The following is a 13,835-nucleotide window of genomic DNA, read 5'->3' as shown; positions in this document are numbered from 1 at the left end:
CCACCGGACAAAACCGCCGTGAACGTAGTGGAAACCATCACTGCGACGATCATCGACCCGCGTTGTCACAGGTCAGCCAAATCCGTTGGTTTTTCCGCGATTACTAGAACCGCAGGTCACAGGGCTACAGACACCTGGCGAACCCCTGGTCTGGGCCCTTCAGGGATCCGCCCACCTCCTGCCACGTCCCAACACGTTTGCCCTGGTCAGCGATATCCGTTGATTTTTCCGCCAGGACTACGGGCACCCCGGCCACATCGAGCCGGGCGGCACCCCGGCGACGTGGCGGTCCGGGAGCTGACCGAGGAAACCGGGCTGGTCGTCACCTGCACCAACCCACGGGTCGAGACAATCGATCGTCAAAAAAGTCCCGGAGTCACGGCAACGTTTGCTGGGGTCGAGAGCGTAAGTAGTGGCCGTGAGATTGAAGCTGAGGGTGCGGGTGGCTGATGCATGATCGCGAGGACAAGGAGGTGACGGCCTTTGTGCGGGCGCGTTACGGAGCGCTGCTCCGGACCGCCTACCTGCTGTGCGGAGACCGAGGGAAAGCCGAGGATCTGGTCCAGACGACGTTGGCCAAGACGGTTGTGGTGTGGCCTCGACTGCAACGCTCGGAAGGCGTCGATCACTACGTTCGGCGCATCCTAGTCAACACCTTCGTGACCTGGAGGCGGCGCCGATCCTGGTGGGAACAGCCCTTGGGCCGGCTGATGGAGAGCCAGGCACGCGACGAGTACGTGGGGGTGGAACAGCGGGACTTGCTCCGCCGGGCGTTGGACGGGCTGCCAGCACGACAGCGTGCCGCCGTCGTACTGCGCTTCTACGAGGACCTGTCCGAGCAGGACACGGCGCACGTACTGGGTTGTTCGGTTGGCACGGTCAAGAGTCTTTCATCAAGAGGTTTGCAGACTCTGCGTAAGCAGTGGGTTGAGGCCGACGCTGCTGCTGATCAAGAGGTGCGCTATGCATAACACGACCGAGTTGCGTGACGGTCTGGTGGATCTGGCCGAGTCGGTGGTACCGACCGAGGGCTATGAAGGCAAGATCATGCGGCGGGCAGACCGGCGTCGCGGGCGGCGACGTATCGCCGCCGGAGCCGCGGCTGCCGTGTGCGTGGCGGTGCTGCTCACGATGTTTCGGGTTGTCGGATTCGGGCCCGCACCGCAACTCGCTGCACCGCCGCCGGATGGGCCGTTTCTGGGCTGGTCCCCGGTGGGAGACGTGGACGCTGGCCTGGTACGTGAGGCCACCAGCGTCTGGGACCGTGCCAACTCGGCAGGCCCGCACACTGATGTTCGGGCCCTTGTCGCGACGCGCCATCCACGCCTGCGTTCGACGGTGGTCATCCTGCAGGGATACGACAAGCAGGGCGACGCGCGGTTGGCGTTCTTCACCGGTGATTCCGGTGCGGCGGACGCCTTGCGGATGCGGGTTGATCGGCCGGCGCCCGACCCGGTGAAGACTCAGGTGATAAGTCTGGTCAGTCCACGGTTGTCCGGATCCGGCGGCGTGGTTAGTAATGACTCCTGGGGCACCTATGCTATTGCCCTCGCCATGCCGGGCGTGACAGCGGTGCGGGTTTCGAGTACCGCAGTCGATGATGAAATGATACAAGAACCCGACGCACCCACCAGTCGCCTTGTTGTGAAAGAATTCCCGATCGCTGCGACCGCGCAGACGACGACGATCGCGGGGTTCGTCAAGCCGAAGCGACCGTTCGCCAGCCTCACGAAGGTGTTCGAGGTACCTGGTGAGGGCGGTGTGGACGGCGATGCGCGGGCCGTACCAGCTGAGGTAGTCGATAGGAACGGCCAACAGATCATCGTGGCGTTTCCGAAGGATCAGGGAGTCCGGCGAGGGCAACTAGCCGTCGTTGCCGAGGGCTTGGTCGGACGCGTAACGGAAGCCGATACCGTCCGCGGCGAAGCCACTGTCGACCTCATTACCAGCACCGGATTCGCCGGTCAGGTGTACACGAATATCAGCAATGTTCCGGGTTCCGTACGCGGCACCGGCGGAAAGTTGGTCATGGAAGGCGTTCCCGCAGACGGTGGGGTCTACCGGACCAACCGGGTCTTGATGCCGGATCCGTCCCAGCAGAGCAATCAGGTTGGCGCTGTCACGATCGGCCGAGCGTCTGCGGACAAGGCGGCAGGCGCGACCACGGTGGAGCTTACGCCAACAGCCGACCTTGCCAACCTGACTAGATTGTCGATCATGACGCCATCCGCCCCCTGACGGCGACCCGCCGACGCAAGGATGCGCGGAGGCGATTCGCCTCCGCGCATCCTCAACAGGTCTGCAGTTCAGTAGTGGACCGAGCCGCTGCCGGAAGCCTTTGCGATGTCACCGCTGGAGTTACCCGTAGAGTAATAGTGGAAGCGCATAGTGGTGTTCGTCGGAACGCTCGACCAGCACCAGGTGCGCATTACGCCGTCAGTGGGAACGGTGATAGTCCCGCCCGCTGAAAGGGAAACCTTAAACTCATGATACGACCCCTGTGGGTAATCCCACGTGGCCTTAATGTCCTTGCAGAAAGTCGTCCGCGTGGATTGAAACTCTCGGCCGTACAGGCTCCACACTCCATCGAATGTGTAGGAGAAGGGAATTGCGGAGACCGTGAAAGGAGTCATTCCCGTCGTGACCGTACCAAGCCAATCCCGCGGATCTGGCAGTCCTGCCGGGAGGTATGAACTATTTGATCGACCCGAAGACCGGTGCAGTGGTTTCCTCGCAGCCGATCAGCGAATTCAGCACCCTGATTAGCAACACGAATAGCTGTACGAACACCTCGTACGCCTGCTACCACTCCGGCGCGACGCCGTATGCGCACCAGGGTTTCTACGGCACGGCGGGGACGCTCAATGGATCCTGGCCCTCGCGCATTGGGGGCAAGAGCGGCAGCTACACCGCAAAGTTCTGCTGGGCAGACGGCGGAACGGTGTGCAGTCCAATCTATGGTCCGGGTGCCACCTGGTCCTATGCCGACGGCCGCCTCCGGACGGGTACCTCGGTCACGATCTACTGAGCCACGTTGAATTGGCTCCTCTGGTCTTCCATTCGTGAAACTAGAGGAGCCAATTCAGCATTGATAATCAGCATCGATGTTGCGCGACATTTTTACCGGTGTGGGGGTCAACCAGGAAGGCTTGCACCGGCGTTGCGGACTCTTTCGTGGAGTTCGCCTGACTCATGCAAAGCCGGCGTAGGTCCATGTCTGTTGCATTAGTCACTGGAAGGTATCCGGCGGCGACTGTGGACAGAATCACCAGTGGGAGCCGAAACGAAATCCACCCCGACCGGTGTCTCGACGGGGGTGCCTGGTCCAGGTCGATGACGGCCATCCCGAAGATGATACGCGAGACCAAAACAGGGAAGACGGCGACATCAACGTCGCCAACCAGTCGACAGTAACCGCCGTCGACACCACTGGGGCCTTTCATCGTGATGGGCCTGGTCACGGTAGGCGCGGGGAAAGTCTGCCGACATAGGAAGAGGCTCCTGGTAAAACAGCAGTCGACCAAGATCCGATGCCCCAACCGGTCGAGGTGCACCGACAGAAGGTGTTGGCTTCACGGGCTGACACCCAGACGGTGCGGTGTGTCTGGCCGACGCTCGGGGAGCGGCCGGGGGATAGACCGGTGGCAAGCCGACCCGGACCGCAGCGCCGGCCACGGCGCGAGGACCCGGAAGCGGCGCGGCAGCACCTTCCCTGACCGCGCCCACCTCCTAGCGGGCGGACTCCGGTTCCGCTGTCGGGACGGGGCTGTGCGCTGCCGATGCTGCGGGCCGTGTCGACGCCGGCGACGGCACGGCGGTGGTGGCGGACGGAAACGCGGTGGCCGCGACCGCGGCGGCCTCGGCCGGTCACGAGTCGGGCACGGCGCCCTGGTTGACGCGTGGCAGCGGAGTGAGTTTGCTCCACACGAGTTGGGCCATGCCGCCACGGAACGCCTCGTTGCCGTGGAGTTCGGTGAGGCGCCCGACGTCGGCAGGGTCGTCGAGCTGACCGATAGCCGCGGTCATCGCGGTGGTGAAGGCGGCGGCGAAGGCCGGCTCGTCACCGGATCGAGCGGCGGCCTGGACGTGGTCGACGCGCACGGCCTGCCTGGTGCAGGCATCGAGTAGGGCCCGGTCCGCCTGGGTGGTGGCCGCGACGATGGCGGCCGGCGTCATCGGGCTCACCGTCTGCGGTTGGTCCGGCTCGACGTCACGCTGCGGGGGCACGGTGGGGGCCGCCGGCGCCGGTGGCGGGGCGGCGCGGACGACCTCGTGCACGGCCTGCCCGGCGGCGCTGTAGAGGGCGTGGCGCCAGTCCGGCTCGTCGCAGCGGAGCATGACGGCCACGGCCATCTCCGTGTTGCCGGGGTCGGCCAGCGCGTGGTTGAGAGCGGTGTCGAAGGTGGCGGCGAAGGCGGGCAGATCGGTGGTGCGGGCGGCCTGCTGGACGGCTCTGTCGCCAGCGACGTTCTGTACCCGGCGTTCGAGCCAGCTCTGTTCGTCGGGGGTCAGGCCCTCGCGCACGCTGGCCGGCATCCAGTCGGTGACGGTGACCGGCACGGCGGGCGGGCCGCTCGGCGGGGGTGGTGGTGGGGCGGCCATCAGGTCGATGACGGCGTTGATGGCGCGCAGTCGGCGGCGGGTGTCCAGCAGTTCGGCCCGGCGCGGGAAGGGCTGGTCGAGTTGCTCGACGGCCCGGTCGATCTCGTCCTGTTGCTGAGCGATGCGCGCCTGCACGGTGGCCCGGGTGCTGTCGAGGTCGGTGAGCTGGTTCTCCAGGCGGCGGACCAGGCCGGTCGGATCACCCTCGATCGCGGCGGTGAGGCTGATGGTGGTGGAGGAGTCGGGGATTCCGTGGAATTTCAGCGCGACGAGCATGCCGTCGCGGCCGGTCCAGAACACCGCGTCGACGCGGAAGCCGCCGAGCTCTGCCACGCCGTCAGCTTCGCGCTGGTCGGTGGAGGCGAGGCCCTGGGAGTGGGCGGTCAGGGCGTGTTGCAGGGCCCGGCCGGCCTCGGCGCGTTTGGTGAACCGGTGTCCGGCGACGGTGGCCGCGAACTTGTCGCCGCGGGTGTCCTGGCGGCTGCTGATCGCGTCGTCGAGGACGTCGACGCGGCGGGTGTCCTTGACGATCCACGCCTTGAGGTCGCCGATCTGTCGGCGCAGCGCCGCCTGGGTGTTGTGGTGGGCGCGGTCGGCGCGGTCCAGGCGGGTGAGGTCCTGGGCGACCTGCTCGCGGTCCATCAGCAGCGGGTTGCCGGTGGCGATGGCCTTGATCTGGTGCGCCTGCAACGTCTCGTCGCTGACGTCCTCGATCTCGCGGGCGGAGGTGCCGCGCATGATCTGGTCGATGAAGGTGCCCTTGCGGGCCACGGTCTGCCAGGAGAAGGCGTCGAAGCTGCCGGCGACGACGTAGCGGTAGATGCTGACCTCGGGGTTCTGGTTGCCCTGGCGCAGGATGCGGCCCTCGCGTTGGGTCACGTCAGCCGGCCGCCACGGGCAGTCGAGGTGATGCAGCGCGACCGCGCGGGCCTGGACGTTGGTGCCGACGCCCATCTTGGCGGTGGAGCCGATGAGTACGGCGACGTCGCCGGAGCGGCAGGCGTTGAACAGGCTGGCCTTCTTGGCGTCGGTGTCGGCCTCGTGGATGTAGCGGATCTTCTCCCGGGGCATCCCCCGCTCGACGAGCAGGTCGGCGAGGGCGTCGTAGACGTTCCACTTCTCCGGGTTGGGTGTCGACTGGTCGCAGAAGACGATCTGTAGGGCGCCCGGGGTGGGGTGCGGCACTGGCGTGGCGGCGTCGGGGTTGAGCAGGTAGACGGTGTCGCGGGTGTCGCGCCAGATCGCCGCGATGCGGTCGGCGGCGGCGTCGATCTTGCCGGGGGTGTTCTGCTCGCCGCCGATCAGGCGCATGTCCAGGGAGGCGGCGCGGGCCTCCCCGGAGACCTTGAGCATGTTGTCCTGCTCCGGCTCGACGCGGCGGTTGCGGATGTCGTCGACGCGCTCGTTGAGGCTGGAGATGAATTCCTCCAGCTCGGGTGACGGGTCGAGCGTGACGATGTGCGGGGCGCGTTCGCCGTCGTCGCGTTGGGTCAGCAGCGGCGTGGGCAGCGCCAGGTCCTCGGGCGTGCGGACGTCGCCGTAGGTCCGCATCATCAGCGACAGCTCAGGCACGTTGGTGTACTTGGCCAGCCGGGCGCGCATCTGGAAGCCCTGCCCGGTCGGCGACACCTCGATCGCGGTGACGACCTTGGCGAAGGTGGCGGCCCAGGTGTCGAAGTCGCTGGTGCCGGTCGCCGCCAGCAGGTCCGGGCGGAGTTGGCGGGTCACCACGTACAGCTCCCGCACGCTGTTGGCGATCGGGGTAGCCGTTGCGCCACACACCACCCGAAGGCCCTGCTTACGGCGCAGGTAGCTCAGCTTCATTCGGAAGTCGACCGCCCGATCGGAGCCTTCGTGGCCGGCATCGGGGATGGCGCTGTTGATGGTGTCGTTCTTCAGCTCGTGCAGCTCGTCGCGGTAGATGAAGTCGATGCCGGTCTGCTCGAACGTGACACCCGGATCCCGGGCTTTGCTCAGCTTCTCCTTGATCCGTTCCTCTTTGCGCGCGAGGGTGTTCTGAAGCCGCTTGACGGTGCTGTTGCGCCGGGGACTCTCGCCGTTCTCGATGGCCTGCTCACCGGCGCGCACGATCTTCTCGCGCAGCTCCGCCAGCTCTTCGTCGAGGAAGGCGCGCTGCTCGTCCGGGGACAGCGACAGCCGCTCGAAGAACGAGGCGGCCATGATGATCGCGTCCCAGTCGCCGGTCGCGGCCCGGGCGACGAAGCGGCGCCGCCGCTGGGTGCTCATGTCGTCGCGGCCGGCGGCCAGCAGCCGGGCCCGGGGGTAGATCTGAAGGAACTCGCGGGTGAACTGCTCCAGCATGTGGTTGGGCACCACGATCGCCGGCTTGTTGACCAGGCCGAGGCGGCGCTGCTCCATCGCGGAGATGGCCATCACGGCGGTCTTGCCGGCGCCGACGGCGTGGAACAGCCCGACCGCCGGTTCGGCGACGATGCGGGCCACCGCCTCCACCTGGTGTGGGCGGGGCACGAAGCCCACCGCGATGCCCGGCAGCGACCGGGTCACCCCGACGTAGGAGCGCGGCACGGTGGCGTTGAACATCTCGTTGTAGCGGGTGGCGACCTCGGCGGCCCGGTCCGGGTCCTCCCACACCCAGGCGCCGAAGCGTTCCTCCAGCTCGATCGCCTTGGCCTGCGCCGCTGCGGTGGCCTCCACGTCGAGGGCCCGCTTGCCCTCTTCCACCTCCACGAACACCCGGATCGGGGTCTTGGTCAGCAGCCGCTGCGCTAGGTCCGGCGCGGCCATGCCCGACGTGCCCCAGGTCGAGCAGGCCAGCACGCCGGCGCGCAAGCCGCGGACGCGCCAGTCGGATCCGCCGACGTGCTCCACCCGCAGCCCCGGGTCCCGCAGCGTCTCCCGCAGGAACTGCTCGACGAGGGCGGCGGGCAGGAACGGCGCACCGAACGCCGCGTCGATCTCGCCCGGCCCGAGGTCGCGGGGCACGACACGGTGCAGCGCCCGCACGTTGGCCTCGAAACGCGGGTCTTCCTCGGCGGCGGCCTGGGCGGCACGCAGCTTGACGCGCACGTTGCCCGACAGGTACTCCGGGGCCTCCACGAGCCGACCCGTGTCGGGTTCGTCGAAGACCAGTTCGCCCAGCGCGGCGCGGGCTTCCGGCTCGCTGACACCCAGCAGCCGGGCCACCTCCGGCAACCGGACCTCGCCGTGGATGTCGACGCAGATCGCCAGCGCGTCCTGCGGGGTGTCGGCGCCGAGCTGCGGTGCCCGGGGCAGGATGACGCGCCGGGTGACGATGTCGGCCTTGGTGGCGCGCTGGGTCGGATCGTCGAAGTGTTCGAGGGCGAACACGGTGGCGGCGTGCGGGTCGGTCTGCCGGAACTTGCCCATTGGCGGGTTGATCCGGGCCATCTTCGGCTCGCCGGTCTCCGGGTCCGTGCGGCCGGTCGGGCGCCGAGTGTACCGGTTGAGCGGCCCGTAGGTGGCCACGTAGGCGTCGTAGCGGTCGTTGAGCTGTGCGCGCAGCGCGGCGGGCGTGCCCTCGGCGGCCGGGCCGCCGTGCTCGTCACCGTCGTCGAGGGTGGCCGCCTCAGCGGACAGCAGGGCGGTCACGGTGTCACGCAGCCCGAGCAGCGCCCGCAGCTCGGCGGCCTGCGTGGCGGGCACCTCGTGGGGCACGACCTGACCATCGGCGACCGTGGTGAAGGTGCGGTCGTCCAGGGCCTCGATGTGGCCCTCGGCGCGGTCGGTCGGCGCGAGCACCGCCAGCGGTTCGGCCAGCCGGTCGGCGTCGTTGCGGGGCGTCATGGCCAGCCCTTCGCGGTGGGCCTCGGCGACGATGTCGCGCAGTACCCGCGCCAGGTCCTCGGCCGTGTCGGCGCCCGCGCGCACGATCAGCTCGCCGTCGCGGTTCATGCCGCGCCCCAGCACCATTTCCCCGAGCACCCGCTCCGGCCGATCGAGGAAGTAGCCGTTGACGTGCTCGGGCTGCTCGGCGTCCGTGTCGAGGTCCAGGGGGCGGGTCTGCTCCCAGGTCATCGGAGCAGGCTCACGGTCCGGCTCGCGGCGCCGCAGGATCAGCAGGTCGGTGATGGCCTGCGTGCCGGCGGTGGCCTGGTGCGCGCCCGAGGGCAGACGCACCGCGGCGACCAGGTCGGCCAGCTCGGCCATCTCCCGCCGGGCCGCCGGGTGCCGGGCGTCCATCGTGAAGCGGGAGGTCAGCACCGCGACCAGTCCACCGGGCCGGGTCAGGTGCAGGCTCTTGATGATGAAGTGGTTGTGCAGCGAGTGCCGGCCCGGGTTGTGCCGTCGGTCGACCAGGGGCAGCCGCGCGAACGGCACGTTGCCCACCGCCAGGTCGAACGCCCCGGATGGGGCCCGTGTCTCAGCGAAGCTCTCGGTGCGGATCTCCGCGTGCGGGTACAGGGCGGCAGCGATGCCGGCAGTCACCGGGTCCAGCTCCACGCCAACCATCCGTGCCTGCTGCGGGGCTAGGCCGATGAAGTTGCCGGACCCGCAGCCCGGCTCCAACACCGCGCCGCCGTCGAAGCCCAGCTCCCGCACCGCGTCCCAGATCCCCTGCACATAGGCGACGTCGGTGTAGTGCGCGTTGAGCACGGTGCGTTCCGCCGCGGCGAACTCCGCTGGCGACAGCAGCTCCCGCAACTCGGCTCGCTGCTCGGCGAAGCGGGCGTAGTTGGGGTGGTTGGTGCGGGCCTCGAACACCCCCGCCACCGCACCCCACCCGGACCAGCGAGCCAGAACGGTCTGCTCCTGGGCGGTCGCCGGCCGACCGGCGGCCTGCACCTCCCGCAGGGTTCGCAGAGCGGCCAGGTTCGCTCGGAGCTTGGCCATCTCGCCGACGGGCACCAGGTCCTGCTGGCCGCTCGGCCGGAACGATTCCGTGGCATCAACCACCACCGCGGCGTCGGGCGCCGGGTCGTCGGGCGTCGAGTCGTCGGCGGCCGGCCCGGTGGGATCGGGGCCGGCCGCGCCGACGTCGTCGACCGGATCGGCTACCGGGTCGGCGGCACCGGTTCGTCGTTTTGGTCGGCCTCTTCCTGCGCGACCCGCTGCCACCACGGGTCGTTCGGGTCCTCCACCAGCGGCGTCCACGCCGGGCTCGCCGACGTCGTCGACGCGCTCGGCGTCTCGCCCGGCGGGCCGTCCGTCGCCGGGTCGATCAGGATCAGCTCGGGCAGGATCTCCTCCTCCGCCGTCCGCTGCGCCGCGTTCAGCCGGCCCAGCTTGCCGAGGTAGCCCTCGTCCGGCTGGTCCGGCCCGGCCAGCTCCCGGGCCCGCTGCTCGATCGCCGTCGCTGCTTCCTCCCCCAAAGTCGAGAAGAAGCTGTTCGGGTCGGCGATGGTCGCGTACCGCTGGGGCAGGTACGTCTGCCAGTGCCTCTGGGCCTGAGCCCCGTACCGGTTCATCCCGCGTCTCCGTCTCTGCTCGCTGCTGCTCCGGTGCTGCTGTGGGCGGCTGGTCACCAGGAGCGGATGGAGGGCCGTTCGTGGCGGCGGCGCCGCTGAGCATCACCGGTGCCGGCGCGTCGACGGCGGTGTCCGGGGTCGTGGTCGCAGGTGCCGGTGGCGTGGGCATGACGGGCACACCCAGCCGTTCAGCGGCGTACGAGGCCCACCGGTCGACGAGATCGGCGGGCTGCCCGTCGAGCATGGCGCGGATGGAGTCGGCGGCCACCGCCCGCCCCTTCGGCGTGACGAACCCTCGGGCGGCCCGGGCGACCCGGCTGGTGACCGCAGCCTCCACCAAGGGGTGGGACTCCACGACGGCGCTGGCGCCGGAGTAGGCGTACCCGAGCGGCCCTGGCCTGCTCGGGTGGCGGGCCACGGCGGGGGCGAGCAGTTGGTAGGCCCGTTCGGCCTGCCGGTCGTGCTCGTTTTCGAGCACGACGGTGACGCCGGCCGCCGTGTCGGTGTGCGCGGTGAGCGCGGCGACCTGCGAGCCGGTCAGCGTGGGCCCGGCGGGCGCCACCACCAGCGGCGCGTCCTCACCCAGCTCGTCGGCGCGTTCGGCCAAGGCGATGGCCTCCAGCGCGCTGCGGGCCACGACGGCCCGGCCGTCCCGCTCGGGCTGCTCCGCCAGGCCGATGAGGCAGTCCGCCGGCCGGTATACCGCCGTGGTGGGGCTGTGCAGCACCGGCGCCGCGTCGGTCGCCGCGCCGGGCGGGGCGTAGCCGACCCAGCCGACGACCGGTGCCCCGGCAGCACGGTGGTCTCGCACCCCGACCATCACCCGGTTGCGGAACCGGTCGACCAACTGCCCGCCGCGGCTGGTCGCGGCCAGGCCACTGGCCACGATCTCGGCGTCGGAGAACCCGCGCCGCCGCAGTTCGTTGACTCGGCGATCTCCTCAGCGGTAATCGAGCTGAGTTGGACCTCCCACGCCATCGTGCGACAGCCGTCGGGCGAGACCGCCAGCACGTCGGCGCGCCACTGCGCGCCCGGCCGGGTCGCCTCCAACTCGGCACGCCATCCGGTCGACCGCACCGCGGTGGCCAACTCCAGCTTCAGCAGATGGTGCTCCATCGTCTCGCGCGCCGCCGGGCAGTCCGGGCGGCGCTCCGGGTCGTGCGCGAAGAACCGCAGGCCGCCCGAAGACACCTTGGCGTGCACGGGGTGGTCGCACTGTTGGCAGCACAGACGCACACGCGGCCGCCGTCGGTGGATCTCCGACCACACCCATCCGCACCCGAGGTCATCGAGCGTGGCGTCCACCCGGCCGCGGTCGGCGTGCAGCGCGACGAACGTCACCGGCCCACCTCCACCGTCGCCCCCATAAGCCAAGACCATGGTCCATGTTGGCGGGCGGGACCAGTCATCCAAGCGCCCGACCAAATGGAACCGCATCAAGATCAAGTATTTGTGGTCCTGGGACAGCTACCCAAGTGTGGGGCCGTGTCGGGGGTGGCCCGGGCGTCGAGGCTCTCGACGCCCGGGCCGGGGTGGTCAGGCGTGGCCGGTGGCGCGGCGGGCGGCGTCGAGGGCGTTGCGGAAGAGCATGGCGACGGTGGTGGGGCCGACTCCGCCGACGCGGGGGGTGATGGCGCCGGCGACGTCGGCGCAGGATTCGTCGACGTCGGGTAGGAGGCGTCGGCCTTCGTAGCGGACGCCGCCGCCGATGACGACGGCGCCGGGGCGGACGTGTTCGGGTCGGATGATGCCGGGGACGCCGGCGGCGGCGATGAGGATGTCGGCGCGGCGGGTGTGGGTGGCCCAGTCGGGGACGCCGGTGTGCACGACGGTGACGGCGGCGTTGGCGGTGGGTCGTTTCTGGGTGAGCAGTAGGGCGAGGGGGCGGCCGAGGGTGGCGCCGCGGCCGAGGATGACGACGTCGCGGCCGGCGACGGGGATGTCGTGGAAGGCGAGCAGGGCTTCGATGCCGGCGGGTGTGCAGGGCAGGGGTCCGGGCAGGCCGAGGGCGAGGCGTCCCATGTTGAGGGGGTGCATGCCGTCGACGTCGAGGTCCGGGTCCATGGTTTGCAGCGCCCGGTCGTAGTCGAGGTGTGCGGGGATGGGGTGCTGGATGAGCAGGCCGTGCACGTCGGGTGCGGTGTTGAATTCGGCGATGGCGTGGTGCAGGTCGGCCTGGGTGGCGGTGGCGGGCAGGTGTACGTGGGGCGAGGTGAAGCCGAGTTGGGTGGCCTGGCGTTGCTTGATGCGGATGTAGCCGGCGCTGGCGTCGTCGTCGCCGACGAGGATGGTGGCGAGGCCGGGGGTGGTGCCGGCGGCGCGTAGGGCGGTGACGCTGGCGGCGACGTCGGTGAGGATGCGGTCGGCGACGGGGGTGCCGGGCAGGAGTCGGGCGGTGGGCATGGTGCTCCTCTGCCGGCGGGGCCCAGGCGGTCGACCTCCGCGCGTGCAGCTCCCCGATGGTTTGGTGCCCATCCTCTGGCCGCCAGTCGCGTGTGGGGTCAGCTTGCCACAGGGGTCGGGGGTGGGGTGTCCCGGTGGGTGGTGTGGTGTCGTCGGTGTGTTGACTGTGGGTGTCCCGTTGGTCACTGGTCCGGGCTACCCTGTCGGCCTGTTCGTGTCGGGTGTCGTGAGTGGAGGCTGTGGTGCCGGAGCGGGTGGGTGGGGAGTTGGGGGCGTCGGTTCCGCGGTTGGGGGTGGAGGAGGAGTTCCTGCTGGTGGATCCGGTGAGTCGGGGTGTGGTGGCGGGGGCGGACGCGGTGGTGGGGCGGGCGGTGGCGCGGTTGGGTTCGCGGGTGTCGGGTGAGATCACGACGTTGCATGTGGAGACGCGGACGGATCCGACGTCGTCGGTGCGGGGGTTGCTGGAGCAGTTGGTGTGGGCTCGTCGGGTGGTGGCGGAGTGTGCGGAGGCGGAGGGGTTGCGGATCGTGGCGACCGGTACGCCGGTGTTGCCGGGGGCGACGTCGCCGCCGGTGCGGCGGGGGCCGCGGCCGGATCGGGGTACGGCGACGTTTCGGGGGCTGCACGACGAGTTGGCGATCTGTGCGGTGCACGTGCATGTGGAGTTGCCGGATCGGGAGCGGGCGTTGCTGGTGAGCAATCATTTGCGGGTGTATCTGCCGTTGTTGATTGCGTTGACGGCGAATTCGCCGTTCTGGGAGGGGCGGGATTCGGGTTATGCGAGTTGGCGGTCGATGGTGTGGCCGCGGTGGCCGGTGGCGGGGCCGCCGCCGCGGTTCACGTCGGTGGCTCATTACGAGGCGGTGGTGGAGATGTTGTCGGCGGCGGGGGCGATCGTGGATGCGGGGACGTTGTTCTGGGACGTCCGGCCGTCGGTGACGCATCCGACGTTGGAGGTGCGGGTGGCGGACGTGCCGGTGTCGGCGCAGGAGTCGGCGTTGGTGGCGGCGTTGGTGCGGGCGTTGGTGGTGCGGGCGTCGGAGGCGGTGGAGCGGGGTGACCACGGTCCGGAGGTTGCCGGTGAGTGGTTGCGGGCGGCGTACTGGCGGGCGGCGCGTGACGGGTTGGAGGGTTCGTTGTTGGAGGTGGGGTCGGGTCGGTTGCGTTCGGCGCGGGAGGTGTTGGGTGAGGTGGTGGACTGGTTGGGGCCGGTGTTGCGGGCGTGCGGGGATGAGGAGTTGGTGCGGGGCTGGTCGGAGCGGTTGCTGGTGGTGGGCGGTGGGGCGGTGCGGCAGCGGGGGGCGGCGGGTCGTCGGGGTCGGTTGACGGATGTGGTGGATTTTCTGGTGGCGCAGACGGTGGTGGACGAGTTGCAGCCGGCGTAGGTGTTGGTGGCGTTGGCGGGGGTGTGCGCGGTGTGCC

10 protein-coding genes are annotated in these 13,835 nt (G+C 69.7%); 6 read left to right on the top strand and 4 right to left on the bottom strand.

Annotated elements, in window-relative coordinates; genetic code table 11:
* Positions 1 to 449: 449 nt before the first annotated feature.
* The 3 genes from GA0070610_RS13335 (at position 450) to GA0070610_RS30515 (ending at position 3,028) form a co-directional block, all read left to right on the top strand.
* Positions 450 to 971, top strand: coding sequence for a SigE family RNA polymerase sigma factor (locus GA0070610_RS13335; protein WP_089000339.1), 522 nt, complete (start codon positions 450 to 452; stop codon positions 969 to 971).
* The gene (locus GA0070610_RS13330; RefSeq protein WP_089000338.1) at positions 964 to 2,238 is read left to right on the top strand and encodes a rod shape-determining protein MreC; all 1,275 of its coding nucleotides are present in this window, start codon (positions 964 to 966) and stop codon (positions 2,236 to 2,238) included. Before GA0070610_RS13335 ends, GA0070610_RS13330 begins: the two co-directional genes overlap by 8 nt.
* A 451-nt stretch (positions 2,239 to 2,689) precedes the next feature.
* On the top strand, positions 2,690 to 3,028 hold the full coding sequence (locus tag GA0070610_RS30515) for a hypothetical protein (protein WP_157747144.1): 339 nt from the start codon (positions 2,690 to 2,692) through the stop codon (positions 3,026 to 3,028).
* 839 nt (positions 3,029 to 3,867) lie between these two features.
* On the opposite strand, the gene GA0070610_RS13325 is transcribed toward GA0070610_RS30515, so the two are convergent.
* On the bottom strand, positions 3,868 to 9,660 hold the full coding sequence (locus GA0070610_RS13325) for a helicase-related protein (protein WP_172896525.1): 5,793 nt from the start codon (positions 9,658 to 9,660) through the stop codon (positions 3,868 to 3,870).
* Positions 9,597 to 10,010, bottom strand: a complete 414-nt coding sequence (locus tag GA0070610_RS13320) for a hypothetical protein (protein WP_089000336.1) — start codon at positions 10,008 to 10,010, stop codon at positions 9,597 to 9,599. Before GA0070610_RS13320 ends, GA0070610_RS13325 begins: the two co-directional genes overlap by 64 nt.
* 80 nt (positions 10,011 to 10,090) lie before the next feature.
* Here GA0070610_RS13320 and GA0070610_RS13315 point away from each other — a divergent pair, with 80 nt between their 5' ends.
* Both GA0070610_RS13315 and GA0070610_RS13310 read left to right on the top strand, forming a co-directional pair.
* Positions 10,091 to 10,387 carry a hypothetical protein gene (locus GA0070610_RS13315; RefSeq protein WP_089000335.1) on the top strand — a complete coding sequence of 99 codons (297 nt, stop codon included), beginning with the start codon at positions 10,091 to 10,093 and terminating at the stop codon, positions 10,385 to 10,387.
* Positions 10,388 to 10,522: 135 nt separating this feature from the next.
* Positions 10,523 to 10,774, top strand: a complete 252-nt coding sequence (locus GA0070610_RS13310; RefSeq protein WP_157747142.1) for a hypothetical protein — start codon at positions 10,523 to 10,525, stop codon at positions 10,772 to 10,774.
* A gap of 55 nt (positions 10,775 to 10,829) precedes the next feature.
* Here the strand turns inward: GA0070610_RS13310 and GA0070610_RS13305 are convergent, their stop codons facing one another.
* The gene (locus tag GA0070610_RS13305) at positions 10,830 to 11,351 is read right to left on the bottom strand and encodes a competence protein CoiA family protein (RefSeq protein WP_089000333.1); all 522 of its coding nucleotides are present in this window, start codon (positions 11,349 to 11,351) and stop codon (positions 10,830 to 10,832) included.
* A gap of 195 nt (positions 11,352 to 11,546) precedes the next feature.
* Positions 11,547 to 12,413: a bifunctional 5,10-methylenetetrahydrofolate dehydrogenase/5,10-methenyltetrahydrofolate cyclohydrolase gene (locus GA0070610_RS13300; protein ID WP_089000332.1), complete on the bottom strand. Its 867-nt coding sequence runs from the start codon at positions 12,411 to 12,413 to the stop codon at positions 11,547 to 11,549.
* Between the two features lie 230 nt (positions 12,414 to 12,643).
* On the opposite strand from GA0070610_RS13300, the gene GA0070610_RS13295 reads away from it, so the two are divergent.
* Complete coding sequence (locus tag GA0070610_RS13295; protein ID WP_269458875.1) at positions 12,644 to 13,798, top strand: carboxylate-amine ligase; 1,155 nt, start codon at positions 12,644 to 12,646, stop codon at positions 13,796 to 13,798.
* Positions 13,799 to 13,835: the final 37 nt, after the last annotated feature.

Origin of the sequence: Micromonospora echinofusca, assembly GCF_900091445.1 — a bacterium.
In the GTDB taxonomy this organism is placed as follows: domain Bacteria; phylum Actinomycetota; class Actinomycetes; order Mycobacteriales; family Micromonosporaceae; genus Micromonospora; species Micromonospora echinofusca.
Note: the sequence above shows the minus strand (reverse complement) of the source record. Positions and strands in the feature narration are given on the sequence as shown.

Excerpts from the sequence above, each read along its gene's own strand:
- GA0070610_RS13335 (WP_089000339.1), top strand. The coding sequence starts at position 450 with ATGCATGATCGCGAGGACAAGGAGGTGACGGCCTTTGTGCGGGCGCGT.
- GA0070610_RS13330 (WP_089000338.1), top strand. The coding sequence starts at position 964 with ATGCATAACACGACCGAGTTGCGTGACGGTCTGGTGGATCTGGCCGAG.
- GA0070610_RS30515 (WP_157747144.1), top strand. The coding sequence starts at position 2,690 with ATGAACTATTTGATCGACCCGAAGACCGGTGCAGTGGTTTCCTCGCAG.
- GA0070610_RS13320 (WP_089000336.1), bottom strand. The coding sequence starts at position 10,010 with ATGAACCGGTACGGGGCTCAGGCCCAGAGGCACTGGCAGACGTACCTG.
- GA0070610_RS13300 (WP_089000332.1), bottom strand. The coding sequence starts at position 12,413 with ATGCCCACCGCCCGACTCCTGCCCGGCACCCCCGTCGCCGACCGCATC.